General features: G+C 68.2%; 21 protein-coding genes and 1 pseudogene. 10 read left to right on the forward strand and 12 right to left on the reverse strand.

Annotated elements, in window-relative coordinates:
• The first annotated feature begins 215 nt into the window (after positions 1 to 215).
• Together GA0115254_RS19585 and GA0115254_RS19590 are read left to right on the forward strand one after the other, a co-directional pair.
• Positions 216 to 1,706 carry a DUF4365 domain-containing protein gene (locus GA0115254_RS19585; RefSeq protein ID WP_093896586.1) on the forward strand — a complete coding sequence of 497 codons (1,491 nt, stop codon included), beginning with the start codon at positions 216 to 218 and terminating at the stop codon, positions 1,704 to 1,706.
• Positions 1,703 to 3,157, forward strand: coding sequence for an argonaute/piwi family protein (locus GA0115254_RS19590; protein WP_218105561.1), 1,455 nt, complete (start codon positions 1,703 to 1,705; stop codon positions 3,155 to 3,157). Before GA0115254_RS19585 ends, GA0115254_RS19590 begins: the two co-directional genes overlap by 4 nt.
• Positions 3,158 to 3,501: 344 nt before the next feature.
• Here GA0115254_RS19590 and GA0115254_RS19600 read toward each other — a convergent pair whose 3' ends face one another.
• Positions 3,502 to 3,969, reverse strand: coding sequence for an ATP-binding protein (locus GA0115254_RS19600; RefSeq protein WP_370740901.1), 468 nt, complete (start codon positions 3,967 to 3,969; stop codon positions 3,502 to 3,504).
• Positions 3,970 to 4,097: 128 nt separating this feature from the next.
• On the opposite strand from GA0115254_RS19600, the gene GA0115254_RS19605 reads away from it, so the two are divergent.
• Entirely contained in the window at positions 4,098 to 5,342 is a 1,245-nt protein-coding gene (locus GA0115254_RS19605) for a helix-turn-helix domain-containing protein (protein ID WP_093896587.1), read from the forward strand.
• A 49-nt stretch (positions 5,343 to 5,391) separates the two neighbouring features.
• Here GA0115254_RS19605 and cutA read toward each other — a convergent pair whose 3' ends face one another.
• On the reverse strand, positions 5,392 to 5,718 hold the full coding sequence (gene cutA, locus GA0115254_RS19610) for a divalent-cation tolerance protein CutA (protein ID WP_053748156.1): 327 nt from the start codon (positions 5,716 to 5,718) through the stop codon (positions 5,392 to 5,394).
• 999 nt (positions 5,719 to 6,717) lie between these two features.
• On the opposite strand from cutA, the gene GA0115254_RS46245 reads away from it, so the two are divergent.
• Entirely contained in the window at positions 6,718 to 6,915 is a 198-nt protein-coding gene (locus GA0115254_RS46245; protein WP_093896588.1) for a helix-turn-helix transcriptional regulator, read from the forward strand.
• The gene (locus GA0115254_RS19625; protein WP_093896589.1) at positions 6,906 to 8,297 is read left to right on the forward strand and encodes a tyrosine-type recombinase/integrase; all 1,392 of its coding nucleotides are present in this window, start codon (positions 6,906 to 6,908) and stop codon (positions 8,295 to 8,297) included. The genes GA0115254_RS46245 and GA0115254_RS19625 overlap by 10 nt, the downstream gene beginning before the upstream one ends.
• 160 nt (positions 8,298 to 8,457) lie before the next feature.
• On the opposite strand, the gene GA0115254_RS19630 is transcribed toward GA0115254_RS19625, so the two are convergent.
• The 7 genes and pseudogenes from GA0115254_RS19630 to GA0115254_RS19660 form a co-directional block, all read right to left on the reverse strand.
• On the reverse strand, positions 8,458 to 9,981 hold the full coding sequence (locus GA0115254_RS19630; RefSeq protein WP_093896590.1) for an acetaldehyde dehydrogenase ExaC: 1,524 nt from the start codon (positions 9,979 to 9,981) through the stop codon (positions 8,458 to 8,460).
• Between the two features lie 105 nt (positions 9,982 to 10,086).
• Positions 10,087 to 11,338, reverse strand: a pseudogene (locus tag GA0115254_RS19635) (GAF domain-containing protein).
• A 105-nt stretch (positions 11,339 to 11,443) separates the two neighbouring features.
• On the reverse strand, positions 11,444 to 12,037 hold the full coding sequence (locus GA0115254_RS19640) for an N-acetylmuramoyl-L-alanine amidase (RefSeq protein ID WP_093896591.1): 594 nt from the start codon (positions 12,035 to 12,037) through the stop codon (positions 11,444 to 11,446).
• Between the two features lie 24 nt (positions 12,038 to 12,061).
• Positions 12,062 to 13,078 (reverse strand): acetamidase/formamidase family protein, encoded by a 1,017-nt coding sequence (locus GA0115254_RS19645; RefSeq protein ID WP_093896592.1) that lies wholly within the window; start codon positions 13,076 to 13,078, stop codon positions 12,062 to 12,064.
• Positions 13,075 to 14,562 (reverse strand): APC family permease, encoded by a 1,488-nt coding sequence (locus GA0115254_RS19650; protein ID WP_093896593.1) that lies wholly within the window; start codon positions 14,560 to 14,562, stop codon positions 13,075 to 13,077. The genes GA0115254_RS19645 and GA0115254_RS19650 overlap by 4 nt, the downstream gene beginning before the upstream one ends.
• Positions 14,563 to 14,977: 415 nt before the next feature.
• Complete coding sequence (locus GA0115254_RS19655) at positions 14,978 to 16,348, reverse strand: SWF or SNF family helicase (protein ID WP_176740198.1); 1,371 nt, start codon at positions 16,346 to 16,348, stop codon at positions 14,978 to 14,980.
• Positions 16,345 to 19,227, reverse strand: a complete 2,883-nt coding sequence (locus GA0115254_RS19660; protein WP_093896594.1) for a DEAD/DEAH box helicase — start codon at positions 19,225 to 19,227, stop codon at positions 16,345 to 16,347. The genes GA0115254_RS19655 and GA0115254_RS19660 overlap by 4 nt, the downstream gene beginning before the upstream one ends.
• A 295-nt stretch (positions 19,228 to 19,522) precedes the next feature.
• On the opposite strand from GA0115254_RS19660, the gene GA0115254_RS19665 reads away from it, so the two are divergent.
• The 3 genes from GA0115254_RS19665 to GA0115254_RS19675 all read left to right on the forward strand — a co-directional run bounded on the left by GA0115254_RS19665 (position 19,523) and on the right by GA0115254_RS19675 (position 21,284).
• Positions 19,523 to 20,602, forward strand: a complete 1,080-nt coding sequence (locus GA0115254_RS19665) for a fatty acid desaturase family protein (protein ID WP_093896595.1) — start codon at positions 19,523 to 19,525, stop codon at positions 20,600 to 20,602.
• 84 nt (positions 20,603 to 20,686) lie between these two features.
• Complete coding sequence (locus tag GA0115254_RS19670) at positions 20,687 to 20,869, forward strand: hypothetical protein (protein ID WP_093896596.1); 183 nt, start codon at positions 20,687 to 20,689, stop codon at positions 20,867 to 20,869.
• A 40-nt stretch (positions 20,870 to 20,909) separates the two neighbouring features.
• Complete coding sequence (locus tag GA0115254_RS19675; protein ID WP_305137304.1) at positions 20,910 to 21,284, forward strand: MOSC domain-containing protein; 375 nt, start codon at positions 20,910 to 20,912, stop codon at positions 21,282 to 21,284.
• Positions 21,285 to 21,377: 93 nt separating this feature from the next.
• Here the strand turns inward: GA0115254_RS19675 and GA0115254_RS19680 are convergent, their stop codons facing one another.
• Together GA0115254_RS19680 and GA0115254_RS19685 are read right to left on the reverse strand one after the other, a co-directional pair.
• Positions 21,378 to 22,466, reverse strand: coding sequence for a hypothetical protein (locus GA0115254_RS19680; RefSeq protein ID WP_093896598.1), 1,089 nt, complete (start codon positions 22,464 to 22,466; stop codon positions 21,378 to 21,380).
• A gap of 120 nt (positions 22,467 to 22,586) precedes the next feature.
• The gene (locus GA0115254_RS19685) at positions 22,587 to 22,895 is read right to left on the reverse strand and encodes a hypothetical protein (RefSeq protein ID WP_093896624.1); all 309 of its coding nucleotides are present in this window, start codon (positions 22,893 to 22,895) and stop codon (positions 22,587 to 22,589) included.
• A 109-nt stretch (positions 22,896 to 23,004) separates the two neighbouring features.
• On the opposite strand from GA0115254_RS19685, the gene GA0115254_RS19690 reads away from it, so the two are divergent.
• Positions 23,005 to 23,907 carry an oxygenase MpaB family protein gene (locus GA0115254_RS19690; RefSeq protein WP_256102687.1) on the forward strand — a complete coding sequence of 301 codons (903 nt, stop codon included), beginning with the start codon at positions 23,005 to 23,007 and terminating at the stop codon, positions 23,905 to 23,907.
• Between the two features lie 24 nt (positions 23,908 to 23,931).
• On the opposite strand, the gene GA0115254_RS19695 is transcribed toward GA0115254_RS19690, so the two are convergent.
• The gene (locus tag GA0115254_RS19695) at positions 23,932 to 24,531 is read right to left on the reverse strand and encodes a class I SAM-dependent methyltransferase (protein ID WP_093896600.1); all 600 of its coding nucleotides are present in this window, start codon (positions 24,529 to 24,531) and stop codon (positions 23,932 to 23,934) included.
• A gap of 171 nt (positions 24,532 to 24,702) precedes the next feature.
• Between GA0115254_RS19695 and GA0115254_RS19700 the strand changes: the two genes are divergently transcribed.
• Positions 24,703 to 25,581, forward strand: a complete 879-nt coding sequence (locus GA0115254_RS19700) for an MHYT domain-containing protein (RefSeq protein ID WP_093896601.1) — start codon at positions 24,703 to 24,705, stop codon at positions 25,579 to 25,581.
• The last annotated feature ends 43 nt before the right edge of the window (positions 25,582 to 25,624 follow it).

A 25,624-nucleotide genomic window follows, 5' to 3' on the forward strand; every position in this document is an offset into this window, starting at 1 on the left:
CCGATACGCCGAGTTGGTGCAGCCCGGTGCCGCTCATTCGCTTTCGTCGTTGGTGACGATCTCGAAAATCGTCTTGGCACAGGCATCGCCACGCCTGATCGTCAGCGGAGCGCTGGATGCGGTCGGGCCTGACTGTCAGTGGTGCCGCATACCCTAGATGAGCACCTCGGCCGGCTACTTGCCGACGGGTCGTGTCCAGCAAGGAGGATGAGGCGATGGCTGATCGCAAGACGGTGACGCGCCAGACGTTCATCGGTGAGAAGGGCATCGCCCTGATCGAGCGACGCTGCCTGGAGATGGGCCACCTCTTCCATCCCCGGCGCGTCGATCACGGCATCGACGGACACATCGATCTGGTCGACCCCGACAGCCGTGCCGTGCTGAACCTGACCCTGCTGGTCCAGAGCAAAGCGCAGGACCGACGCTTCTCTGGCGAGACGGACGACGGCTTCCACTACCTCTGCGACCAGCGCGATCTTGATCACTGGCTGTCCGGCAACTCGCCGGTCATCCTGGTCTTTTCCCACCCCGAGAGTCATGAGGCGTGGTGGGTGGAGGTCAAGGCGGCGTTCCCGGATGCGGTCAGCCGTGCTGCCCGCCGCGTGGACATCGACAAGCACACCCAGCGCTTCGACCGGGACGCCGCCCAGGCACTGCTGCGCTTGGCGATGCCGCAGACGACGGGCCTGTACCTGCGGCCCGCGCCGATCACCGAAGTGCTGACCACGAACCTGCTGCCCGTCATCGAGATGCCGCCGACCGTGCATCTGGCCCCGACGGCCTTCACTGACTACCGCGCGGCCGGTGGCGCACTGGAGACGCAGGGCCGGCGTGAGTCCGGCTGGATCCTGCGGGACAACCTGGTCCTGTCGTTCCACGACCTTCGGAACTCGCCTCTGCGGGTGCTCTGCGACGGAGATCCCGAGCGGCACGAGACCAGAGAGTGGGCGGACAGCGAAGACCTCGACACCCAGCACCGCTTCGCTGACCTGCTCTCCCGGACCGTTCAGGGCTCCTATCCGGAACTGCGGTGGCACAAGAACCGCAAGCACATGCACTTTCGCGCGACCTCGCACCTGGGGCCCCGCAAGGCGGGCAAGGGACCCGGATCACGCGGCCGGACCGTGTTCGGTCCGCACACCTCGAAGTCCGACCTACAGCGCGTCGGCTACTACCACCACGCCGCACTGCGCACGAGATTCCGGCGCCTGGACGGTGTCTGGTACTGCCAGCTGGAACCGGACTACTGCTTCACCACCGACGGATACACCGAATACCCTTTCGCCGACCGGCTCCTGGCGGGGATCAAACGTCTCGACCGGCATCCGGCGGTCCGAGGCTGGACCCGCATGTGGGCCAACTACCTGCGCCAGGACGCCGATTTGTTCACGGAAGCACGGCCCGTCCGGTTCGGCGAGCTGGCCACCATGACAGTCGAGCGCGGTATCGACGACCTGTTGTGGGGGCCAGCGCCGTCCGGGGCCGCACCCGAGGACGACCAGGACCCGTCCGCCGGAGGGCAGGAAAGTCTGGACGCTGTACTGGCTGCCGCGGATGCGGACACCCAGGATCTCCTCAGCCTGCTCCAGGACGGCGAGAGTGACGAGGGCGCTCCTCGGCGAAGAAGCCCCGGAAGCAAAGCCAGGTCTGCAGGACTGCGGACGCCCCGTCAGGGACGGGCGAGCGGTGCGAGGCGAGGCCGGTGATCAGCTCGGTGATCCTTGACGAACCAGAACTGGAATTCGGCGGAGCGGCCCGGCACATCGATCCACGGTTCGGGATCACGAACTACGGTCCCGCCGATCTCGGCGTGGCCGACGCGCCCAGGGCGATCCGCGTCGGCCTGGTCGGTCCTGCGGACCAACTCGACGGGCTGCGCCGATGGCTAGAGCGCTGCCGGGAACCCATAGCGGCCAAGGACGAGAAGTACCCGCATCTCTTCCCGGAATTCCCCGGCTGCGACACCGACCGCGGTCTGCACACCACCCTTGTCTTCAGCGACCGCAACACGCGGGCGATCAGCAGCCGCGACCTGCGCGCCATCGAGACCGCCGGCCAGCCGGCAGCCCTGACCAAGGCCGTGAGCATTTACGCGGAAGAGATCAGGACCCTGGCTGACGAGAACCGTGTCGACGTCCTCCTGGTCGCCAGACCCGAGCAGCTCATCGACACCGCCAGCCGATCAGCCCGCGGCCCGAAGGAGGCCGACGAGCTTCCAGCCCGGGACACCCTCGACGAGCCGCCCCCGGCTCAGTTCGCCAACTTCCACGACCTGCTCAAAGCCCGGCTGCTGCATCTGCGCCAGCCCATCCAGATCATCCGACGCAGCACCTGGGACGAAGCCACCCGGCCTCCCGAGGGCCACAGTCGCCAGGACGAGGCCAGCCGGGCCTGGAACCTGCACGTCGCCCTTTACTACAAGGCCGGTGGAGTCCCGTGGCGCCTCCTGCGCAGTCCCGCTGACCTCACGACCTGCTACGTCGGTGTCGCCTTCTACCGCAGCGACGACGGGACCTCTCTGAGCACCTCCGTCGCGCAGGTATTCAACGAACGCGGGGACGGCGTGATCGTGCGCGGAGGGCCGGCAAGGATCAGCCGCACCGACCGCCAGCCCCACCTGGCCCGCGCCGACGCGCACGCCCTCCTGGTCCACGCCCTGGGCGCCTACCGGCGCGAGCACCACACCGCACCCGCGCGCATCGTGCTGCACAAGACCTCGGCCTTCACCGACGACGAGGCAGGCGGCTTCCAAGACGCCGCGGACGAACGGTTCATCGACACGCTGGAGATGAGCTGGATCACCAGCAGCGAAGGAGCCGCAGCCTTCCGTCCCGGAGACGCACCGCCCCTGCGCGGCACCCTCGTCAGCCTCGGCGAACGCGAACTTGCGCTGTACGCCACCGGCAGCATCGAGTTCTACCGAACCTACCCCGGCATGTACATTCCGCGCCCGATCGGCATCAGGCCCGTGACCCCCACCCGCAACCCCCGCGAACTGGCAGCCGAAGTCCTCGCCCTGACCAAGATGAACTGGAACCAGACCCGCCTCGACGGGCGCCTCCCCGTCACCCTGCGCACGGCCAACCAGGTCAAATCCGTCCTGCGCTTCTGCCCGCCCGACCAGGCTGTCGCCACCCGCTACGCCCACTACATGTAGTCAGCCGACCGGGCGATTCGCTTTCCGCTGGCCGGGCCCGCACGCTGATCCGTTCCGGCGCGTCGCACGCCCGTGGTGCGGGTGCGCGGCCGGTCCTGGCGGGCTGGTCGATCGCCGCTATGTGCTACTACCGGCCGGGCGACTCCTCCCGGTTGATCTACCGGCCGGGCAAGCACCGCAAGCACCGGGGTGCAGTACGCAACAGCCTCGCTTGGACCGACTGCCGCGACTTGGTCCTGCGCCCCACATCCAGCTCAAAGCCCCTATCGTCCTAATCTGGGACGAGCTCAACACCCACTGGTCCGCCGGGATGCGCGAGTACGCGAACAAGCTCGACTGGTTCGCTATCGCCCAATTGCCCTCCTGTGTATCGGAGCTGAAACCGGTGGAGGTGTCTGGCCGCTGTTACGGCGCGGTCTGCTGGCCAACACTGCCTTCACCGACGACGAACATCCACCTGCGCGTCGTCGCTTGGCAGGGGTGGTGCTTCCGTCCGTGACCTCGATCCGGAGCTGGTGGTTGCCGTACAGCACCCGCAGCCCCACAGCCCCAGAGCCGTGACTGATCGCGTTGGTCACCAACTCTGAGACGACAAGCTGGGCATCTTCTGCCGGGGCGTCCGGCAGGGCCCACTGCCTCAGCACGGCCGCTGTGGTGCCTCGTGCTTGAGCGACGTGAATACTCGCCGGCGCCATGACCATCTCGAAGGCACGGGATGCCAGTGGAGACACGGCCGGCGCGCTGCTGGCGGCGGTGGGGCCGCCGTCAGTCATCCCAGGTTGGGGAAGCGTTGCTGCCCGGTGCGTGGTCATGTGCCCATCGCACCGTGGTGTCGTGATCCGGAACAGGGGAAACCTGAGGGGGAAAACTTTGTCAAGGGGGGAAAACGAGGGGGGAGTTGGGGTCAGGATTGGATTCCCCACCGATAGAGGTCACACTCATGGCAGCAGATCCGTTCGCCGAACTACTCCGTCAGCTGCGCCGTAACGCGGACCGATCGCAGGATGAGCAGGCGGATGCGATCAACGCGGCCTCGGGCCGGGCGACGGTAACCCGCCGAGAGGTCAGTCGGTACGAGAACGGTGAGAACGTCCCTACGAACCACACACTTGGGCACATTGCTGTGGCCTGCGGCGTCCCGTTGGAGCCGCTCCTGCGGGAGGCCAAGGCCGCCCGAGCCAGGCGGAGGAAGAAGGACGACGCTGAAGGGGAGGACCTGGACGACGTGAAGCGCCGAACGCTGCTGGGAGGCGCCGTCGTCGGCGCTGCTGCCGCTGCCGAGCCTTGGGGCCGACTCGCCTACGCGCTCAGCAAGGGAGCCAGGATCGACCCCGAGTCCGCGTCGGTGCTCATCGATCACGCGGCCGAGTTGCACGTGGACGAGCTGAGTGAAAGCGCACGCAGTTTGCAGAACCGGGTCGAGTCTCACCTCGACGCGATCACGGCGGCCCTTCCGCGCGCTGGCGGCCACGAGCGAGCGCTGACCATCGCGGCGGGGGAAACCGCGGCCCTTGCCGGATGGGTCGCCTGGGACCTGGGGGAACACGATAAGGCTGCTGCCTATTACCGGGTGACCTCGGAGTGCGCGAAGGAGGCCGGGCACCCGCCCTTGCGCGCCCTGGCGCTTGGCTACGCGAGCTACGGTGCCGCTACCCCGGCTAAGGCGCTGGAGATGCTGTCACAGGCGGCTCAGGATGTGCGGGGGCATGGCAACGCGACCGCTGCGGCGTGGGCATTGGGACGGTACGCGGAGGAAGCGGCTCAATTAGCTGACGAAGCCGGCGCTCTCCGGGCGTTGGAGCAGGCGAGATTCGCGTATGACTTCGCGGATCACACGAACGAGCAGGCGTGGGTCCGCTTCGTGACGCCGTACCGGATGGACTCACTGGCGCTTTCGGTATACGGCGAACTCAAGCGCCAAGAACTGACGGTCACAGCCGACTCCGCGGTCGAGCGCCTCGGTGAGGAACTGCCTGACTCTGGAGTGGTGGTCCTCGGTGACCTGGCGTCGGCACTTCTGCACGGCGGCGACGTAGACCGTGGGGTCTACGTCGCGCGCCAGTTCGCCGCAGCAGCGGAGTCAAAGCCGAACACCATGGGACGTCAGCGAGCGCAGAGCATCGCTGCCTGGCTCCCCGACACGGAGCGCGACCTGGCCGGCCACTTGCTGGCGTTCGCGTCGTGAGCCATCCGGCGAGCAGGCTCGGTGACGGTGAGACGCCGGGTGGCGTGCCCTATTGCGGGTGAGTCTCCTCGACCACCCAGGACAGGTACGCCTCCGATCCTCCGGTCACGGGCAGCGTGACCCACTGGGGGACGTCATACGGATGCTTCTCGTGCAGCCACGCCTCCAGTGCCGGGAGACGGTCCGTTGAAGTCATGTACGAGATCCGCCACTCCTGCGCCGTCTCGACCTTCCCCTTCCACCAGTAGAAGGCGGTGATAGGCGCATCGATGTGAACGCCCGCTGCCAGCTTGCTCTCGACCGCACCCCGAGCCAGCGCCTTCGCCTGATCCTCGTTGTCACTGGTCGTCTGCGCGATCACAATCTCGTGGGCCATGCAACTACCTCTCCAGCTCGGGTACCGCGACCCTACCCAGCCGTTCAGCGCACGCCGACAGTCGGTGGCTACCGGTCAAGATGGGAGGGACTCACCCACCGGCCCCGATCAGTGAGTCGGCAGCCCGTCTTCCAGGGTGGCGCGTCGCTTTCGGCAGCTCGGTGAAGGTCCTCTTGTCGACGAGACACGGGCAGCGGCTTCATTACGAAGGCGCCGGCATGTCTTGCGCCTCAACGCCCCCGTGACAGAAGGGCTCCACGCAGCTGTCGGCATGCATTCGCCAACGGCAGACAAGAAAGAACTCCAAAGGACTGGAAACCTCCGCCGGGAGCATGTCAACGTACAACGTCCCGGAAAATACCAGTCAGAAGTACCGCCCACACCGGGCTTCTTCTGGTGTCGTCCCTTGCCAGGAGGTTGGTCTGTCGGATTCCGCTATTTGTTCCGCCCGCTTCCCTTCCCCTGTCCTCTTCGCGTTCGGCGCACTGAGCGCTTGGTCCGGGAATGGCCGGTGACTACGGCACCGTGTCCACTGGGCTGGGAGTTTGCGTCTTTGCGGCCGGACTGTTCGGCGAGGATCTACTGCAACGCAGCCATCGTCGCGACCGAGCAACGCACCCCGGATCTGCAACTTGGCACGTGGCCCCTGCCATTAGGGCTCCTGAGCATGTCGTAGCGCGAAATCTTGACAGACTCACTGATGAGGGTCTGCTGGTAATCGTCCCGGACGGCGCGACCCCCGCACTGCGCTCATACCGGTTGGCTTCCTAGCTGAGGCCAGCGCGGGGGCATCCGGACTCTGACGATGCGGCACGCAACATAGACCACGATCGCCGGTTAGCCAAACCGGCGATCGTCGCGACCATTGAGGAGTTCGCAGCGGCTGCGCTTGGCGGTGGAGCTGTGCGGATGCGGTGAACTTCCATGCCAACGCTCAACTGAGTTAGCTCTGTTGCGCCGCCCAGCGTCTGGTGACTCGTTCAAATCTTCAGGGGAAAAATGGCTCGCCCTCCTGCGCTCAAACTCGCCGAGGTCCTGGCGGAAATCCGAATGAGCCCGTCAGCGTTCTACCGCTTGCGCGCTCGCGGTCAAGCACCCCGAATGATCAAACTTCCGAATGGTGAACTCCGCTGCCGCCGCGTCGATCTAGACGCGTGGTGGGAAGCGTGTGAGAGGGATACGCCTGAATGGCGATGAGTTACAGAGTTCGATTTTGGGACACACGCGAGCGGCCAGACCGTCGCAAGGGGTTCGAGGTTCGATGGACGGTCAATGGGCGGGAGAAATCCGAGTCCTTTCTCACGAAGGGGCTTGCGGAGAGCCGGCGTTCCAAACTCGTGACTGCCGCGCGCGACGGCGAGCCGTTCGACACAAGGACGGGCCTGCCGGCCTCCGAGCTCCGGGCCCTGAAACAGCGCACCACCTGGTATGTCCTGGCGCAGGAGTACATCGAGCAGCGTTGGGACCGTACGCCGGGAAATACACGTCGAACGCTTGCCGACGCTCTCGCGACCATCACTCCAGCCTTCGTCGAGCCAGAACACATGTCCCGGGCACCTCATGAACTGCGGAGGGCACTGTATTCATGGGCTTTCAACAAAAAAGCCTGGAGGGAGGATCCGCCCGAGGAGTGGCAGGCAGCACTGGATTGGCTGCAGCGCCATTCGCTGCCCGTGAGCGAGTTGGCGGAGCCCGATGTTCTGCGCCGGGGGCTCGACGCTCTGTGCCGCAAGGTTGATGGGGCAGCCGCTGCAGCGAAGACGGTGAAGCGCAAGAAAGCTGCCGTCAACGAGGTGTTCGGGGTCGCAGTGGAACGTGGGTACTTCACCCAGAACCCGCTGAGCGGCTTGCGGTGGTCTGCGCCGGACGTTGCCGACGAAGTCGATCCGGACTGCGTGCCCAATCCGGCGCAGGTGGGCCGCCTGCTTGCTGCGGTCAGGGCGCTGCCCGGTCGAGGCCCACACCTGTACGCCTTTTTCGGGTGTATGTACTACGCCGCGATGCGTCCTGCTGAGGTTATTCACTTGCAGAAGTCTCAGTGCCGACTGCCAGCGAGCGGATGGGGGCTCCTCAACCTGAAGGGCGGGGTGGTCACGGCGGGGAAGGGGTGGACGAATGACGGTGCCGTTCACGAGGTCCACTCACTGAAGCGACGGGCGGCCAAGGCGACGAGGCCCGTGCCCATCCCGCCTGTGCTGGTGCGCATGCTGCGCGAGCACATAGAGAGTTTCGGTGTCGCACCCGATGGACGTCTGTTCCGCAATGCAGCGGGAAACTATGTCGATCCTTCCGCGTACGGCATCACATGGGGACGTGCGCGTGAGGCCGAACTGACTCTCGATGAACACGCCCTTGAGCTTGCGAAACGCCCTTACGACCTGCGCCACGCAGGAATCTCATTCTGGCTTGCCTCCGGTGTCGACCCGGCAGAGTGTGCGCGCCGCGCCGGACAAAGCATCCAGGTTCTCTTCCGCTACTACGCCAAGTTTCTGGCCGAGGCGCGGAACCATGCCAACAGCCTGATCGAGGAGTCGATGCGAAGGTGGGAGGGGCAGGACGGCAGTGCAGAGGACGCATGAACCGGGCCTTGGCCCGGAAATGCCCCGGAACAGCTGGTCAGAGGTGGGATAGCAGTGGGACATATCAGGAGTTACTCTGCACTTCACCCCGTGGCTTAGATGCACGCAGGGAAGGGCGCCTGTCAGGTGAAATGCCTGGTCAGGCGCCCTTTTTTCGCGTCTAGAAGAAGCCCAGCTTCTTCGGCGAGTACGACACCAGAAGGTTCTTCGTCTGCTGGTAGTGCTCCAGCATCATCTTGTGGTTCTCGCGGCCGATCCCCGACTGCTTGTAGCCGCCGAAGGCCGCATGGGCCGGGTACGCGTGGTAGCAGTTCGTCCAGACCCTGCCTGCCTGGATGGCGCGGCCCGCGCGGTACGCGGTGTTGATGTCGCGGGTCCATACGCCCGCCCCGAGGCCGTACAGCGTGTCGTTCGCCGTTCCGATCGCATCGTCGAAGTCGGAGAAGGACGTGACCGCCACGACCGGGCCGAAGATCTCCTCCTGGAAGACCCGCATGCGGTTGTCGCCCTCGAAGATGGTCGGCTGGACGTAGTAGCCACCCGCCAACTCCCCGTCGTACTCGATCCTCTGACCGCCCGTGAGGACTTTCGCGCCCTCCTGCTGGCCGATGTCCAGGTACGAAAGGATCTTCTGCAACTGGTCGTTGGAGGCCTGGGCGCCGATCATGGTGTCCGTGTCCAGCGGGTGCCCGGGCACGATCTTTTCGGTGCGGGCGATGCCCGCCTCCAGGAATTCGCTGTAGTGCCCGCGCTGGATCAGTGCGCGCGACGGACAGGTGCAGACCTCGCCCTGGTTGAGGGCGAACATGGTGAAGCCTTCGAGGGCCTTGTCACGGAAGTCGTCGTCCGCTTCCCACACGTCGTCGAAGAAGATGTTGGGCGACTTGCCGCCCAGCTCGAGCGTCACCGGCTTGATGTTCTCGGAGGCGTACTGCATGATCAGCCGCCCCGTGGTGGTCTCACCGGTGAAGGCGATCTTCGCGACACGGGGGCTGGAGGCGAGGGGTTTGCCGGCCTCCGCGCCGAAGCCGTTGACGATGTTGACGACGCCGGGCGGAAGGAGGTCGGCCACCAGCTTCAGCCATACGTGGATGGAGGCCGGGGTCTGTTCGGCCGGTTTGAGGACCACTGTGTTGCCCGCCGCAAGCGCCGGGGCCAGTTTCCAGGTCGCCATCAGGATGGGGAAGTTCCACGGAATGATCTGCGCGACGACGCCCAGCGGTTCGTGGAAGTGGTACGCGATCGTGTCGTCGTCGATCTCGCTGAGCGATCCTTCCTGGGCGCGCAGCGCACCGGCGAAGTAGCGGAAGTGGTCGATGGCCAGGGGGATGTCGGCGGCCAGGGTCTCGCGTACCGGCTTGCCGTTGTCCCAGCTTTCGGCGACCGCCAATTCCTGCTGGTGCGCCTCCATCCGGTCGGCGATCCTGTTGAGGACCGAGGCGCGGTCGCCTGCCGCGGTGGCTCCCCACGCGGGCGCCGCGGCGTGTGCCGCGTCGAGGGCCCGTTCGACGTCCTCGGCAGTGCCGCGGGCGATCTCGGTGAAGGGACGGCCGTTGACGGGGCTGGGGTTCTCGAAGTACTGGCCACGGGCGGGCGGGACGTACGCGCCGCCGATCCAGTGGTCGTAGCGGGACTCGTACGAGACGATGGCGCCCTCGGTGCCCGGCGCAGCGTAACGGGTCATCTCTGTGGCCTCCCGGATCCGGTGCCGCCCGCCGTTGGACGGCCCTCGGCGTGAGGGTAGGCAGCGCGACGTTGCAACCCCGTTGCGTGGGCGGCGGGGGAGCGGCTACCGCTGCTCGGCGTCCAGCGCCCGGGCCCTGGCGAGGAGTGCCGGCCGCTGTCCCGCGGGTACGGCCGCGGCGAACGCCTGCCAGACCGGGAGATCGTCCTCGCCCCATGGGCTGTACGCCCAGTCGGCCAGCAGCCCCGGGTCACCGCGAGCGATGAGTGCTGCCCGCAGCTGCTCGTCGACCCGGCGCCGCAGACGGACGACGGATGGTGCCCGCGAGCCCGGGAGCAGCGGACCCGCGTAGGCGCTGAGCGCCGCTGCCACCGCTCCGGATGCCAGTCTGCGCGCCACCGTGTCGAAATCGGCGTCGACCGGCGCGGCAAGACGGTAGGGGCGGGAAAGGAGGAGTTCGGGGCCGAGCAGTCGTCGCAGTCGCGAGAGTTCGGCCCGCAGCGTTACCGGGGTCACCGACTCGTCCTCGTACAGCTCGACAAGGAGTTCGTCGCCGCCGAGGCCCTCGGGGTGGCGGGCCAGCGTCACCAGGATCTCGCTGTGCCGCCTGCTGAGCGGGATCTTGCGGCCTCCCGCGACGAGCAGGGCCTCGTCCCGGCCGAGCGCACTGAGCTGTACGGTCTCCCCGGCCGGCGAGGGCGCGAGGAGTGCGAGCTGCGCCTCGGCGGCGCGTGCCACCGCCTGTACGAACGCCAGGCTGTGCGGATGTGCGAGCCGGTCCCCACCAGTGATGTCCACGGCGCCCAGGACCCGTCCCGTGTGCGGGTCGTGGAGCGGCGCCGCCGCGCACGTCCACTGCTGGACCGGCCGCAGGAAATGCTCGGCGGCGAAGACCTGCACCGGCCGGTCCACGGCGATGGCCGTGCCCGGAGCGTTCGTCCCGGCCACGGACTCGGCCCAGCGGGCACCCTCCACGAAGTTCATCCGGCCCGCGGCCCGTCGGGTCAACGCGTGTCCTTCGACCCACAGCAGTCTGCCGTGCGCGTCGCACACCGCGAGAAGATGTTCGCCGTCCGTCGCGTACGCGCTCATCAGCTCACGGATCAGCGGCATGGCGGGGGCCAGGGGGATGCCCGTCCCGGTACGGCCCGAGGTCGTCCGCGCCGAGCTCGACCAGGGCCGCACCATCCGGGCTGACCCTGGCCCGGGCCGAGCGCCGCCACGACTCACCGACCACCTGACGCACCGGTCGCTCCAGCCGTCCGGCCGTGGTGAAAACCTCGTGTGCGTGCCGCAGTTGGCCGAGCCGTTCACCGGGGTCCGTATCGGCTGCCAGGGCCACCCAGGGATCCGTCAACTCACCCTCCCGTTCAGGGGCGTCGTGCACACCCCATCGTGGCCGCAGTCGACGTCTGCGACAACCACGGTGCGGAGAGCAATCGGACGCGGTGGCGAAGGTGCGTCAGCCGGTTCCGTAGAGATTGACGAGACGGATGTAGCGCACCCAGTCCCAGTTCGGGCCGGGATCGGTGTGGTCGGTGCCCGGGACCTGGGCATGGCCGAGGATGTGCGCGCGGTCCTTGGGGATGCTGTAACGGTCGCAGACCGAGGCGGTGAGCAGTGCCGACTTCTCGTACATGGCGTTGGTGAAGTACGAGGGCTGGTCCACCCAGCCCTCGTGCTCGATGCCGATGCTTCGCGTGTTGTAGTCCCAGTTGCCCGCATGCCAGGCGATGTTCTGCTCCCGGACGCACTGGGCGACATAGCCGTCCGCCGAGCGCACCACATAGTGCGCGGAGACCTGTTTCGCCGGATTCTGGAAGATCCCGATCGTGTTCGGGAACGTCTCCTGGGTGACATGGATGATCACGTACTGGATGGGATAGGCCGAAGGGCGGTTCGACGCGGTGCAGTTGGACGTGGACGCGGGTGTCCAGTGGGCGAGCGGGTAGTCGGTGTCGCCTGCAGCCGTGGAAGCCGCGGCGTGGGCGGAGGCCGGGATCAGCGCGGCGGCCGCCGTCGCGGCGGCGCCCTGAAGGATCCTTCTGCGGTGCATGAACACTCCTGTGGGGGAAGAGGGTCAGAGGCTGGACAGCAGTGTCGCAGTCTCCCGCAGATGACGGTGGAGTCCGCGATGGGGATCGCCTGCGGGCAGCCACTCCTTGCGGATCTTCGCCACACAGGTGTAGTTGGTGTCGCATACATTGGCCAACGGCGCCTCACCGGCCTGGCTGACCAGCTGATAGGCATCGAGTTCGGACAGGCCGTAGTCGCGGGCCAGCCACTGCACCAGGTCCAACTGTGAGATACGGAAGGCGTCTTCGAGCGGACGGGCGGATCCGGTCGACATCAGATGGGTGTCGGACTCGATCCGCGGCCACGGTGTCATGACGCCCTTCAGCAGCTCGACCAGAACCACCGTGTTCATCGCGCATTCCACGGCGACCCCGCAGGTCTCGCCCTCGCCCTGACGGGCATGACCGTCCCCGAGGCTCAGCAGTGCACCCTCGACATTGACGCCCAGATAACAGGTGACACCGGCCCTCATCTCGGGTGTGTCCATGTTCCCGCCGTGCGCGTCGGGCACCAGCGCGGACCGCACCTCCAGATTGGCCGGCGCCACCCCGACCGTGCCGTGCATCGGATCCATCGGCAGCTCCACCTGGATGTCACTGTCCCTGGCGCTGAACAGACACGTGCGGCGCGCCCGGTCGAGCTGCCACATCCACACCACCTCGGGCAGCGGAGCCTGCAGTGACGCCGTGGTGTGCGTGGAGGTGAGGGCGCCGAAGAGAGGCACGGTCGTCGAGGCGGCCCAGTCCCTGGCCGGTTCGACGGACACGAAATGCACCGCGACCGTGTCGCCGGGTTCCGCACCCACCACATGGAAGGGACCGGTCTGCGGGTTGAGGAAGGGGAATTCGCAGACCGCGGAGACCAGATCCTTCTCGGAGCGCACCCGGCCGGCGAAGCAGTCCTCCGTGTACACATCGAGGAACGTCCCCGGCTCGATACGGGCGACCGGCTCCGCTCCACCGAAGGTCCAGGCGTACTCGCCCTCCTTGGGGCGGACGGTCAGGATTCGGGGGTCGTTCATCGCTGCACTGCTCCTGTCCCGGGTTCCCCGGCCGGCTCCGGGGCGTCGTCACGATGGATCCGTCCCGTCTGTGCCACCCGCTCCGGATGTCTGCGCAGCAGCACCGTCAGTACAACGATCCCGATCAGCATCCAGACACCGACGACCGGACCGGCGTACGAGACGGGCGCACTCAGCTCGGAGACGAAGTCGAAGGCCGGAATCCCGGCGGCCGTCAGCAGCGCGGGGACGAACGCCGCTATGCCGAGTACCGGGAAGAGCAGATGGAGCACGGGATTGAAAGCGTCGCGCCGTCGGCGCAGGAAGTACCCGGCGCAGGCCAGATTCACGATGATGTACACACCGGTGATCACCGTCACGATCACGGTGGCCAGCAGCACGAACGCGGTCACCGGGTCGTAGGCGAAACCCAGCCCGAGCGCCGCGCCGACCGCGATCACGAACTGCACGGCCACTCCGGTGACGGGGGAGCGGCGGCGCGGATGAAGCCGCGCGAAGGCCCGCGGGAACACCCCGATGCGGCCGAGAGCGAACGCCGTCCGGGTCGACACATTGGCGCACGCATTGGCGTTGGCCACGGTCGAGTTGACCACGGCGAGGAAGAGCAGCACCCAGAACAGCCCGAACGAGGCGCGGGCCACGCCTTCCCACGATGCCGCACCCGAAGCGCCGAAGCCGGCGAACCTGTCGGGCCCGAAATACACGGACATCGCATAAGTGGTGAGGACGTACACCAGTCCGATGGAGAGTGCCGCGCCGAGCACCGCACGCCGCATCGTGCGCCGCGGGTCCTTCGTCTCCTCGGCGAGTGGTGCCGCGGCCTCGAAGCCGGCGAAGGCCAGCACGGTGTAGACCGAACCGGCGAAGATACCGCTGATGCCGCCGAAGCCGTCCGCGGTATGCGAGGTACCGAACACCGACAGGGTGTTGTCCGAGCCTGCCTGACCGATGAGCAGCACGGCGAAGGCGACGAAGACGAGCACCTCGAAGATGCCGAGCACGGTTCCGAACCGGGCGGAGGCCCGTACTCCGAAATACCCGGCGAGCGCGATGATCACCGCGCCCAGCAGCGACCACGGCCACCACAGGTCCGCCGGGTAGGACGACCACTCCTCGTGCAGGGTGCCCGCCGTGGTGAAGCCGAGCTGAAGAAGCAACAGCGCGGGCACCAGTGCCTCGACGAAGACATAGCCCCAGCCGACGAGAAAGCCGATGGCCGGATGCAGTCCCTGAGCCGAGTAGGTGGCTACCGAACCGGCAGCCGGCAGACGGCGCGCCAGCTCCGCTACGCACGACGCGGTGAACAGGCAGGCGACCAGTGCCACCACCACTGACAGAGGCAGACTGCCGCCCGCGAACGCGGCGCCGGCCGGAATGGACGCGGCAATGGCGGCGGCCGGCGCCATCGCCGTGATGCTCTGGAAAAGAACTTCGCGCAGCCCGATGGCATCGCGTAACAGTCCGCTGCTCGAATCCCCCGACACTCCGTGGCTCCCTTTGTCCGATGACCGGAAGGTGTTCTCCGATGTACGGCCGAGCGTCTCGCGCGCCCTACCGTACGGGCGTCACGCGAGTGGTGGAAGACGGCACAGGCCTGAATTCGGCTGCGAGGGCGGGGGAAAGCCGCCGGATCACGCCTGCGCGCCCGTTGCCGTCCCGGCGGCACACACCGTTCCGAGCAGGGCGAGCGGCAGGCCGACGGCAAGGGAACGAGGGACAACACGCGTGGACATGAGGCCTCCTGAGGCACAAACAGCCCGTGCGGCCACCAGATTCCGCCCTCCCCCTCGATGCACGGTCACCTCCAGTTGAACGCCAGGGCGGAGCGTGACGACGGGCGGTGGCCGGACGTCCTGCCGGCCACCGCCCGTTCGCCGCCGATCGGCCCTGATGATGACCTCAGTCGTCGGACACGCTCGAGCCTCCCAGCGCCGCCGCCGGATCGTCATCCGCCGGACCTGCCGGAACCCAGCGCCCGCTCTCCTTGCGGTACGGCCACCAGCGCCCGTCCCGCCCGTACCGCAGCTGTACACCGTCTTCGACAGCGGTCCAGCGATTGCCCGCCGGCCGCAGCCGGGGCTGCTCGCCCTCCTCCCACGCCTCGGCGAGCCGGGCCCGGGCCCTGGCCAGAGACTGTGGATCCGGCGTCCACTCCTCATCCAGCACGGTGAGCGCAGCCGCCCCGCCGTACTGCCAGGCACGCACCGCCACATCGAGTTCGGCTCGCGGTCGCCCCGACCCGGCTGCCAGCCGTGTCGCGAGCCAGGACTCGGGCCGGGTGTTCGCAACCAGCCGCACGGCATCCTGCTGCGGTGTCAAACAGGTCGGCAGTGACTGCTGTTCATGGCCGGGGGAGAGAGCATCCGCCAGCATCCGGTGGGCGCGTGCCGCACTGTCCGTCGCCAGGAATTCCAGTACCGCCGGATCGACGCCGGGTTCCGGCTGGGTCTCCGTGTCCAGCGACTGCGCGGGGCCGGGCTCCGCGGGCAGGGGCGGGGGAGCGGGCAGCGGGGGCAGGATGTCGCGCGCGGCGAACGCCTCGTCCGCCCGTATGCCGCGGTCCTTCGCCTTGGTGTCGGAGGCACCGGACCCGTCGGCGAGGGCGGCAGGGCCGAACGGCCCGTGACCCTCGGCGCGGGCCGCGATGCGTACCTGGAGTTCGTCCAGGAGCCGCCGCTCGCCGCGCCCCCGCATGAGCAGCAGGACGAACGGATCCTGGTCCAGCAGCCGCGCCACCTGGTAGCACAGGGCAGCGGTGTGCGGGCAGTGGTCCCACGCCTCGCAGGTGCACTCCGGGTCCAGATCGCCGATCCCCGGCAGCAGTTCCACACCTGCCGCCGCAGCGTCCTCCACCAGGTGCGGCGGCATTTCGCGGTCGAGAAGCGCCGCAATGTGCCCCGGTGTGTCGACGGCCATGTCCAGGAACCGTTCCCATTCCGCCTCGTTCAGCTCCTGGAGGAGCACATCACTGCGGTACGTGGACGAGGCCCGGTCCCGGACGACCGCGGTGATCCGGCCGGGCCGTACGGAAACCGCACCGACCCGGCCCTCGCGGGCGAACCTCCGCCCCTTCTTGAGCTGTTCGCCGTCCAACGCGGTGTCCTCCAGAGCCTGCAGCCATGCCCGGCCCCACCAGGACTCCGCGAAGCCGCGGCCGTGCGCGGGCGGCAGTGCGGCGAAGGTACGTTCCTGTACCGGCGTCGGGGCATCGCTCCCGTCGCCTTCGTATCCTTCACGGTCGTATTTCCCGCTGTCGTATGCGTCGCTCATCGCGTGCCCCCTCGCAGCTCCACCAGATCGGCCAGTTCCGCATCCGTCAGTTCGGTCAGCGCCGCCTCGCCCGAGCCGAGCACCGCGTCAGCCAGCCCCTGCTTGCGGGCCAGCATGTCGGCGATCCGGTCCTCGATGGTGCCCTCGGCGATCAGCCGGTGCACTTGTACTGGCTGGGTCTGGCCGATCCGGTACGCGCGGTCGGTGGCCTGCGCCTCCACCGCCGGGTTCCACCACCGGTCGAAGTGCACGACATGGCCGGCCCTGGTGAGATTGAGACCGGTGCCGGCCGCCTTCAGCGACAGCAGGAAGACCGGGGCCTCTCCCGCCTGGAAGCGGTTCACCATCGCCTCCCGCTCCGCGACCGGTGTACCGCCGTGCAGGAACTGCGTGCGCACCCCGCGCGCCGCCAGGTGCTGTTCGAGCAGCCGGGCCATCTGCACGTACTGGGTGAACACGAGCACACTGGTGTCCTCCGTCAGGATCGTGTCGAGCAACTCGTCCAGCAGCTCCACCTTTCCTGAACGGTCTTCGATCCGAGGCTCCTTCTCCTTGAGGTACTGCGCCGGGTGGTTGCAGATCTGCTTCAGGGCCGTCAGCAGCTTCACGACAAGGCCCCGCCGCGCGAAGCCGTCGGCGCCGGAGATCGCGGCCAGTGTCTCCCGCACCACCGCTTCGTACAGCCCCGTCTGTTCCGCCGTCAGGGACACCGTGCGGTCGGTCTCGGTCTTCGGCGGCAGCTCGGGGGCGATGCCCGGATCCGATTTGCGACGTCGCAGCAGGAACGGCCGCACCAGCGCGGCGAGCCGCTCGGCCGCAGCCGGGTCGCCGCCCTCCGCGGTCCGGGCATAGCGGGTACGGAAGGTGCCGAGCCGTCCCAGCAGGCCGGGCGTCGTCCAGTCGAGGATCGCCCACAGCTCGGACAGGTTGTTCTCGACGGGGGTGCCGGTGAGCGCGACGCGTGCCTGAGCGCCGATTGTCCGCAGCTGCTTGGCCGTTGCCGAGTACGGGTTCTTGACATGCTGCGCCTCGTCGGCGACCACCATGCCCCACCGGATCTCCGCGAGCTTCGCCGCGTCCAGCCGCATCGTGCCGTACGTGGTGAGGACGAACTCGCCGTCCGCCAGGTCGGCCAGGCTGCGCGATCCGCCGTGGAAGCGGCGTACCGGCGTACCCGGCGCGAACTTCTCGATCTCCCGCTGCCAGTTCCCCATGAGCGAGGTCGGGCAGACCACGAGTGTCGGCCCTGCGGCCGATTCGATGCTCTGGCGGTGCAGATGCAGAGCGATGAGTGTGATGGTCTTGCCGAGCCCCATGTCGTCGGCGAGACATCCACCGAGGCCGAGCGAAGTCATGGTGTGCAGCCAGTTCAGGCCGCGCAGCTGGTAGTCGCGCAGTGTGGCGGTGAGCGCCGGGGGCTGACCGACCGTCTGCTGCCCGCCGGACTCCGGGTCGGCCAAGCGGCGGCGCAGCTGCTCCAGCCAGCCGGTGGCCCGGACGTCGACCCGACGGCCGCCGACCTCGGTGGAACCGGTCAGTACGGCTCCGAGCGCATCGATCGGGGTGACCTTGCGGTCCTGGGTCTCGCGGGCGCGCTGTGCCTCCTCGGGGTCGATCAGCACCCACTGGTCGCGCAGCCGCACCACCGGCCTGTTGGCCTCGGCCAGGCGGTCCAGCTCGGCGCGGCTGAGCTTCTGGTCGCCCAGTGCGAACCGCCAGTTGAACGTCAGCAGCGCATCGGCCGACAGGATCGGTGGCATGTCCGAGCCGGTGTGGACGAACCCCTGGTGTTCCTGACTGTCCCCGTCGTCGGGCGGACCGATCACCGCACGTGCGGTGAGCTTGCGGGCCAGTTGCTTCGGCCAGTGGACCTGGACCCCGGTCGCGGCGAGTGCCCGTCCGGTGGGGCCGAGGAGTTCGCCCAGCTCTTCGTCGGCCGGTTCGATGGAGTCGGGCACTGCGGCCGACAACAACGGAGTCAGCGGTGGCCAAACCCGGGCGGCCCGGCGTAGCGCCAGAAGGGCATCCATCCGGGCCCGGGGGCCGAAGGCGGCAGCGGTCGGCGCGGACCCCGCCCAGACTTCGGCGGCATCGGCCACCAGCGCCGGATCGCTGACGCTGTGGATCTGTAGAACAGCACGGAAGGAAGGCCCGGCGGTCGGCTCGTCGTCCTCGCCCGGAGTTGTCAGCCCGGACACCTCCATCCGCAGCGAGAGCCGGACGCCCGCATCGTGCCCGGCCGCGACATCGGTGGCCCAGGCCCGTTGACCGGGCAGATGCTGTGGTGCGTCGACGGCGAACGCCGGGCCGCCGGTGGCGAAGGCTGCGGCGGGGGTGCGCGGCAGGCCGTCCGCCACCGCGTCGAGGAACGCTCGCAGCAGCAGCTCGGGATCGGGCAGCAGCACGGGCTGCGCGGTTCCGTCGATCGGCACCGCGTGGGCCAGGGGCGGCATCGAGGCCGCGAGGGTACGGATTCGCGACTGATCGTCGGCGGTCAACGGCCCGGCCCGCCAGGCGTCGTGGTCCGTCGCGCTCAGCCCTGGCAACAACAAGCCACGGGCGGCGAGTTGCAGGGCGAGCAGCGCCGCGGCACCCCAGAACGCGGCGGCGCCGGAGGCATGCGTCGAGGCCCGCGCCCGCGTCAGTACGGGCAGTGCGTCCCGGACCGGAAGCAGCAGCGCCGGTACGGCGTACGTTCGCGCGTCGGCGCCGACGACGGTCAGCTCCTCGACGGAACCGGGACCATCGGGCGGACTGCTGCCGTCCGGACACCAGAAGGCGATACGGCCGGTACGGGAGGGGTCCGCGGGCAGGAAGACCACGGAGCAGCTGGAGAGTGCGGAGATCTCGGAGAGCGTTGCCGCAGGGAGCCTGTGCACAGCGATGCCGAATTCCTCAAATTTGACTAGTGGGGTCGGGTCGCCGAGGGTACTCCACCGATGCGCACCGCCGTGAGCGGAACCGCCGTGATCCAGCTCACTTTCGGATCGCTCGGCCGCCCCGTTCGGCCGCTGGGTACGACTGCGCGTCGCGCGCCCAGAGGTGTAGCCAGCACCCCCCTGGAGGGAGGGGGCTTGCCCCCGTAAATCCCGGGTGGTGGCGCCATGGTTGCCACACCTCCGGTCACCGTACGTTTCTACAGGTCAGCGCAGCTTTCCAGAGACCGGAGACCCCATGCCCCAGGCCGTAGCCACCGCCGTGGAAGGCACCCGTGACGGTGCGGGAAGTGCAGTAGGTGCCGGTGGTACCGGAATCGCCCAGAGTCAGGGAAGCGACTTCGCGCCCCTGCTGCGCGCGGTCAAGGGGCAGGGACTCCTGGAGCGGCGCACCGGCTGGTATGCGATGGGCATCGCCGCCAACCTGGTCGCACTGGGTGCCGTGGTCACCGGCATGTTCCTCCTCGGCAACACCTGGTGGACCCTGCTGCTCGCATTGCCACTGGCGATCTTCTGGTCCCGCACCGCGTTCGTCGGACACGACGCCGGACACGCCCAGATAACCGGCGACCGCAGGGCGAGCCGGGCCATCGGTCTGGTGCACGCCAACCTGCTGCTCGGCATGAACGAGGCATGGTGGAACGACAAACACGTACGCCACCACGCCAACCCCAATCACATCGACAAGGACCCGGACGTCGGCGTCGGCGCCCTGGTATGGACCCAGAAGCAGGCCGCCCAGCGTGAAGGCTTCGCCCGCTGGCTCACCCGTAACCAGGCCCGGCTGTTCTTCCCGATGCTGCTCCTCGAAGGCATCGCGCTCAAGATCTCCGGCTTCCAGTACCTGCGGCAGCAGCCCGCCCGGGAACGCACCCTCTCGGCACTGCTCCTGGTGGCCCACCTCGGTCTCTACGCATCACTGCTGCTTACTGTCATGTCCCCGGGGAAGGTCGTCGTCTTCGCACTCGTGCACCACGCGCTGTTCGGGCTCCACCTGGGTATGGCCTTCGCACCGAACCACAAGGGCATGGAGATGCCCGATCCCGACGGTGACCGCTGGGGCCACCTCCAGCGTCAGGTACTCACCTCGCGCAACGTACGCGGCGGCGTCCTCACCGACTGGTTCCTCGGCGGGCTCAACTACCAGATCGAGCACCACCTCTTCCCGAGCATGCCCCGACCGCATCTGCGCCTGGCACAGCCCATGGTGCGCGCTCACTGCGAGGCGCTCGGCATGCCGTACACGGAGACCGGACTGATCGAGTCCTACCGGCAGGCACTCCAGCACATGCACGAGGTCGGCGAACCCCTCAGGTGAGGACTTCGGCCGGCTGGAACCGATGGGCGGGCACAGGCGTTCTCACAGCAGGAGCGGCCTCGGGCCGCGAAGGAGGCGTGGACGATGTCGAACAGCGCAAAGATCGCCATCGGGGGAGTCGTTGCGGCAGTCATCCTGATGCCGTTCATCGGATTCTGGCTGTCGCTGCTGGTCCTGATCGGAGTTCCGACGGTCGCGTATCTGCTGCTGGATCCCAGTCAGCGACGCCGGCTCCGCAGGATCACCCGCAAGGAAATAGGCCGCTGACCACATGCTGAAACAGGGGTATTCCGCAGCGAGCGGGACAGTGACCGTGGTGAGCAGGAACGAGGAGTATTCCTTCACCAAGCCGAACCGCCGGAGCGTCACCGTCGCTCCGGGCGATCTCGGAGAGAACCTCACCACCAGCGGTGTCGATCTCCTCGCCCTGCCCGTCGGTACTCTGCTGCACCTCGGCAACGAGGCGGTTGTCGAGGTCACCGGCCTGCGCAACCCGTGTCTGCAGATCGACAACTTCCAGGACGGTCTCGTCAAGCGGGTCGCGGGCCGGGACGAGACGGGCCGGATCGTGCGCAAGGCCGGGATCATGGGCATCGTCACGGTCGGCGGAGTCGTCCGGCCGGGCGACCCGATCGAGGTCGAGCTGTCCGTCGGGCCGCATCGGGCGCCGGAGTGCGTGTAGTCCGGATCGGGTCCGAGACGGAGCTGGGCCGCGCCTTCGGTCGGGTGGCCGATGATCGACTGTCGGTCGGCTGCCGAGTACCGGCAGCCGCGCTCAGCTCGGCCGTACTGCGAGCGCGTCCAGTGCCTTCAACAGACCGGGCAGTTGCGTGCCGCGCCCGACCGGCAGCACCTCGCCCGGTTCCTCGTCCAGCAGGATGAAGGCGATGTCATCGGTCCTGGCGACCAGCGACCAGCCGGGGCCGTCGGCGCGCAGCATCCGCGCGTCGCCCGTGGCGAAGGAAGACCGGACGCGGCCGGGTGGCGGCGGGGTGTCCACATAGGCACGCGCCTGCGCGAGCGCCCGTCGCACACCGGGGTGCCCTGCGGACGGTGTCTCCTTCGCGGGGTTCTCGGCGTTGGCGTCGGACCCGTCGCTCTCGACCTCGATCTCGACCGCGGCTCCGGTGTCGGCCTCGCCCGCGCCTCCAGCCGCAGAGTCGGCCTCGACGTCCACCTCAGCTTGACGTTCAACCTTGGCTGCAGCGTTGGCCTCGTCGTCGTTCTGGTCCTTGCCCTCAGGCCCGGCAACGGCGTCGGCACCGTCCTTCTCCACGCCGACGTCGACGCCGCCCTCGCCCCCGGCACCGTCCGCCCCGACCGAAGTGATGAAGGCCGTCTCGTCATCGATCTGCTCGCGCCAAGCCACCCACTGGTGCGCTATCTCGTCCGCACCCATGCGCCGCTGGGCCGGCCCCCACGACTCCGTGTCGGGCGGGGCCAGCGGCGCCGGATCGGCGCCCTCGGCCTCCGGGTCCGGCAGCGGATCGTGCGGGGCGGCCACTCCCGGAGCGGCGACTCTTACAGCGAGGGGCCAGCCGGGCAGCGCGCAGACCACCGAACGGTCGTCGGGGGAGAGGTCGTACTCCATTCCGCAGTCCCAGGCCGCGATCGCGACAGCGACCAGCGACACGTCCTCGACGACGACGGTCCAGCGCGCACCACTGCCGTCCTGGCCGAGGACCAGCCCGTATCCCTCGTCGTACGGTTCGAGGGCGAGTGCCGCACACGCAGCGGGGTAGTCGTCACCGAGCACGCTCGGGAACTGCGCAGGTGTCAGCAGTACCGCGGTGAGCACATACAGTGCATCGTCGTCGGCGGCTGTGTCGCTCGTCCCGGCCACGGCACCCTCCTCGTCCGTCATGGTTGTCCGTCGGCGCACCTTAACGAGTCGGTAACCCACTCGTCGAGGCCCTGACAAGCGAAGACGTGGTCCCTGACACGGCGGGAAGACGTGGGCCCGCAGTCCGGTGGACGGCGGGCCTCAGTCGGCGGGCAGGCCGAGCAGCGTACGGGCCACCGTCTGCGGCGACTCGTCGCGCTCGCGGGCCAGTGCGATGACGGCCCGGCAGGCCAGCTCGCTGACACCGAAGGAGAGCGCCTCGGGCGACACCCAGCCGCTCGCCTCGTCGATCCGCGCCTGATCGTCCTCCACGGATGCCGAGACATAGGTGGCTGCGGCCTCGAACAGATTGTGCTGCCTGTGCCGGTCTGCCCCGAGAGGTGCTGCTGACCGCGCGGCCTTCCGGTCGGAGGAGACAACTTTCCGCAGGCTGCCGATTATGTCGATCACAGAGACCGCCCTTCCGAGGAGCCGTGAGCGCATGGCTTGGTCGTACACACTGACGGTCTTCCCCGTCGACGTAGAGTTGGACCTTCGACCGAGAAAAGGGGGCAGCACGGTGAAGCGGTACGACCGGCTGAAGGAAACTCAGCGTCTCGATCCGGAACGGGACTTCCTCCGGATCTACCGGATCACGGCAACCTACGAGTTTCCCTGGGACATCACCCGCGCTCTCGAACTGGCTCTGTACCGCACCTATGCAGTTCCCAGCATCGGCCGGCTTCTCGCCGAGACAGCCGAACTGACGAACCGTTCGCAGAAGCGCTACGACGACACCGCACTGCTCCTCGACACGGTCGTGGAGCACGGCTTCGAGAGCGACCCGGGGCGCACGGCCATCCGCCGGATCAATCAGATGCACCGCAGCTACGACATCAGCAACGACGACATGCGCTATGTGCTGTGCACCTTCGTCGTCACCCCGAAGCGGTGGCTGGACAGCTACGGCTGGCGTCGGCTGTCCGACCACGAACTCCGGGCGTGCGCCGCCTATTACCGGACCCTGGGTGCCCACATGGGCATCAAGGATCTGCCGGAGACGTACGAGGACTTCGAACGCACCCTCGATACCTACGAGGCCGAGCACTTCGGCTGGGACGAAGGGGGGCGCCGCGTCTCCGACGCCACGTTGGACCTGATGGGCTCCTGGTATCCGCGCCCCTTCGCTCCCGTCGCGCGGAAGGCCGCCCTCGCGCTGCTCGATGATTCGCTGATGCGGGCATTCCGTTACGACCGCCCGGGCCCTGTGACCCGAAACCTCACCCGTGGCGCTCTGCGCCTGAGGGCACGGGCCGTGCGACTGCTGCCGCCCCGTACCACCCCGCACTTCGCCCGGCAGAACCCGGAGATCAAGGGCTATCCGGACGGCTACGAGGTTTCCGGGCTCGGTACATTCCCCACCCCGGGCATCCGGGGCTGTCCGGTCCCTCACGAGCGACGTCCCGGCGCTCCGGCCGAGTGAGCGGGAGTGGGGAGCGTTCGCAGGTCAGGGTGTCCGTAGGGCAAGGGCGAGGAACCGGTCGTCCTCATCGGTGTACGACTCGAGACGCCAGCCCGAACGCGACAGCAGCGGGCGGAGGTTGTGCTCGGCACGCAGGTCGTCGTCCGTGATCCGGCGGCCGTGGCGCGCGGCCAGGGCGGCGCGACCGATGGGGTGGAAGAGGGCCAGCTGCCCGTCCGGCCGAACGACCCGCGCCAACTCCGCCAGGTCCGGTCCAGGACGCGAGAGGTGGGAGATCAGCCCAGCCGCGAACACCGCGTCGAGCGACTGCGGCCTCAGGGGCAAGCGGGCGACGTCGGCAAGAAGCAACGCTCCGCTCCGGTCGCGTCCTGCCCGTACCACCGACTCCAGCATCGCCGCTGTGAGGTCCACGCCCAGGACCGTGCCCCGCGGTCCCACAGCCGCGCGCAGGGCGGGCAGCGCCCGTCCCGTACCGCAGCCGGCGTCCAGTACCGCGTCACCGGGGCCCAGTGCGAGGCAGTCGACCGCGGCGGCGTAGGCGGGCCCGTCGTCGGGAAACCGGGTGTCCCAGTCCGCAGCGCGGGCCGTGAAGAACTCCTGGACGTGTGTGTGGTCATCGGCCATACAGACATGATCGCGTAGTTGCCACCGGAGCGAAACAGAGCGAAACGTCGGGAAACGGGGTGCATGTTCGAGCACTGTGTGATCGTTCTGGAACATCTCTCTGTCATATTTCAGCAGCTTTCGAAATGCGCCCTGGGCGCGCGCCCCCATCGCGGCTAGCGTCCCCGATCCATGGGACACCTGGACCACGCCACCTTCGGCTGGCTGACACCTGCGCTGTCGTACGCGATGGCATGCATCGGCGCGGCACTCGGACTGAGCTGCACCGTACGGGCACTCGACACAACCGGCCGTTCGCGCCGCAACTGGCTGATCACGGCCGCATCCGCCATCGGCTCGGGCATCTGGACGATGCACTTCGTCGCGATGCTCGGCTTCGGCGTGACCGGCACCGATATCCGCTACGACGTGCCGCTCACTCTGCTCAGCCTGCTCGGTGCCATGGTGGTGGTCGGCGGCGGCGTCTTTGCCGTCGGCTACAGCCGCGACCGGACCAGGGCGTTGCTGCTCGGCGGCTTCGCCACAGGACTCGGCGTCGCCAGCATGCACTACCTCGGCATGGCGGCACTCCGTCTGCACGGCACGATCCACTACGACCCGCTGCGGGTCGCACTCTCCGTCGCCATCGCTGTCGTGGCCGCCACGGCGGCGCTGTGGGCGGCGCTCAACATCAAGTCACCCCGAGCCGTCGCGCTGGCCTCCCTCGTCATGGGGGCGGCGGTCAGCAGTATGCACTACACCGGAATGCTGGCGGTCTCCGTGCACGTCGCGCCCTCCGGAAAGGAACTTTCCGGGGCAACGACGATGCAGTTCATCTTTCCCCTGGCTGTCGGCCTGGGCTCGTACCTCTTCCTTACCTCGGCGTTCGTGGCGCTCTCCCCGACGGCCAGGGAACGCGCCGCCTACGTCTTCGCCGAACGCGCCGCAGGACCCGCCGAACCGGACTCCTCCGCAGCCGCACCACACGGATTCACCGAGCGCGGGCCCGTCTTCCGGGCACGACGTGGTGACGTGAGTGATCACGACGCATCGCCGGCCACCACGCCCTGACGCCCCAACACCCGGCCGACCGGTACCTGCGACACACCCAGCT

This window comes from Streptomyces sp. Ncost-T10-10d, from assembly GCF_900091955.1.
Lineage (GTDB): Bacteria > Actinomycetota > Actinomycetes > Streptomycetales > Streptomycetaceae > Streptomyces.

Coding starts and splice junctions, on each gene's coding strand:
- GA0115254_RS46245 (WP_093896588.1), top strand. CDS start 6,718: ATGGCTCGCCCTCCTGCGCTCAAACTCGCCGAGGTCCTGGCGGAAATC.
- GA0115254_RS19585 (WP_093896586.1), top strand. CDS start 216: ATGGCTGATCGCAAGACGGTGACGCGCCAGACGTTCATCGGTGAGAAG.
- GA0115254_RS19680 (WP_093896598.1), bottom strand. CDS start 22,466: ATGACGGACGAGGAGGGTGCCGTGGCCGGGACGAGCGACACAGCCGCC.
- GA0115254_RS19645 (WP_093896592.1), bottom strand. CDS start 13,078: ATGAACGACCCCCGAATCCTGACCGTCCGCCCCAAGGAGGGCGAGTAC.
- GA0115254_RS19655 (WP_176740198.1), bottom strand. CDS start 16,348: ATGAGCGACGCATACGACAGCGGGAAATACGACCGTGAAGGATACGAA.
- GA0115254_RS19630 (WP_093896590.1), bottom strand. CDS start 9,981: ATGACCCGTTACGCTGCGCCGGGCACCGAGGGCGCCATCGTCTCGTAC.
- GA0115254_RS19670 (WP_093896596.1), top strand. CDS start 20,687: ATGTCGAACAGCGCAAAGATCGCCATCGGGGGAGTCGTTGCGGCAGTC.
- GA0115254_RS19695 (WP_093896600.1), bottom strand. CDS start 24,531: ATGGCCGATGACCACACACACGTCCAGGAGTTCTTCACGGCCCGCGCT.
- GA0115254_RS19665 (WP_093896595.1), top strand. CDS start 19,523: ATGCCCCAGGCCGTAGCCACCGCCGTGGAAGGCACCCGTGACGGTGCG.
- GA0115254_RS19600 (WP_370740901.1), bottom strand. CDS start 3,969: ATGACCACGCACCGGGCAGCAACGCTTCCCCAACCTGGGATGACTGAC.
- GA0115254_RS19625 (WP_093896589.1), top strand. CDS start 6,906: ATGGCGATGAGTTACAGAGTTCGATTTTGGGACACACGCGAGCGGCCA.
- GA0115254_RS19700 (WP_093896601.1), top strand. CDS start 24,703: ATGGGACACCTGGACCACGCCACCTTCGGCTGGCTGACACCTGCGCTG.
- cutA (WP_053748156.1), bottom strand. CDS start 5,718: ATGGCCCACGAGATTGTGATCGCGCAGACGACCAGTGACAACGAGGAT.
- GA0115254_RS19605 (WP_093896587.1), top strand. CDS start 4,098: ATGGCAGCAGATCCGTTCGCCGAACTACTCCGTCAGCTGCGCCGTAAC.
- GA0115254_RS19640 (WP_093896591.1), bottom strand. CDS start 12,037: ATGCACCGCAGAAGGATCCTTCAGGGCGCCGCCGCGACGGCGGCCGCC.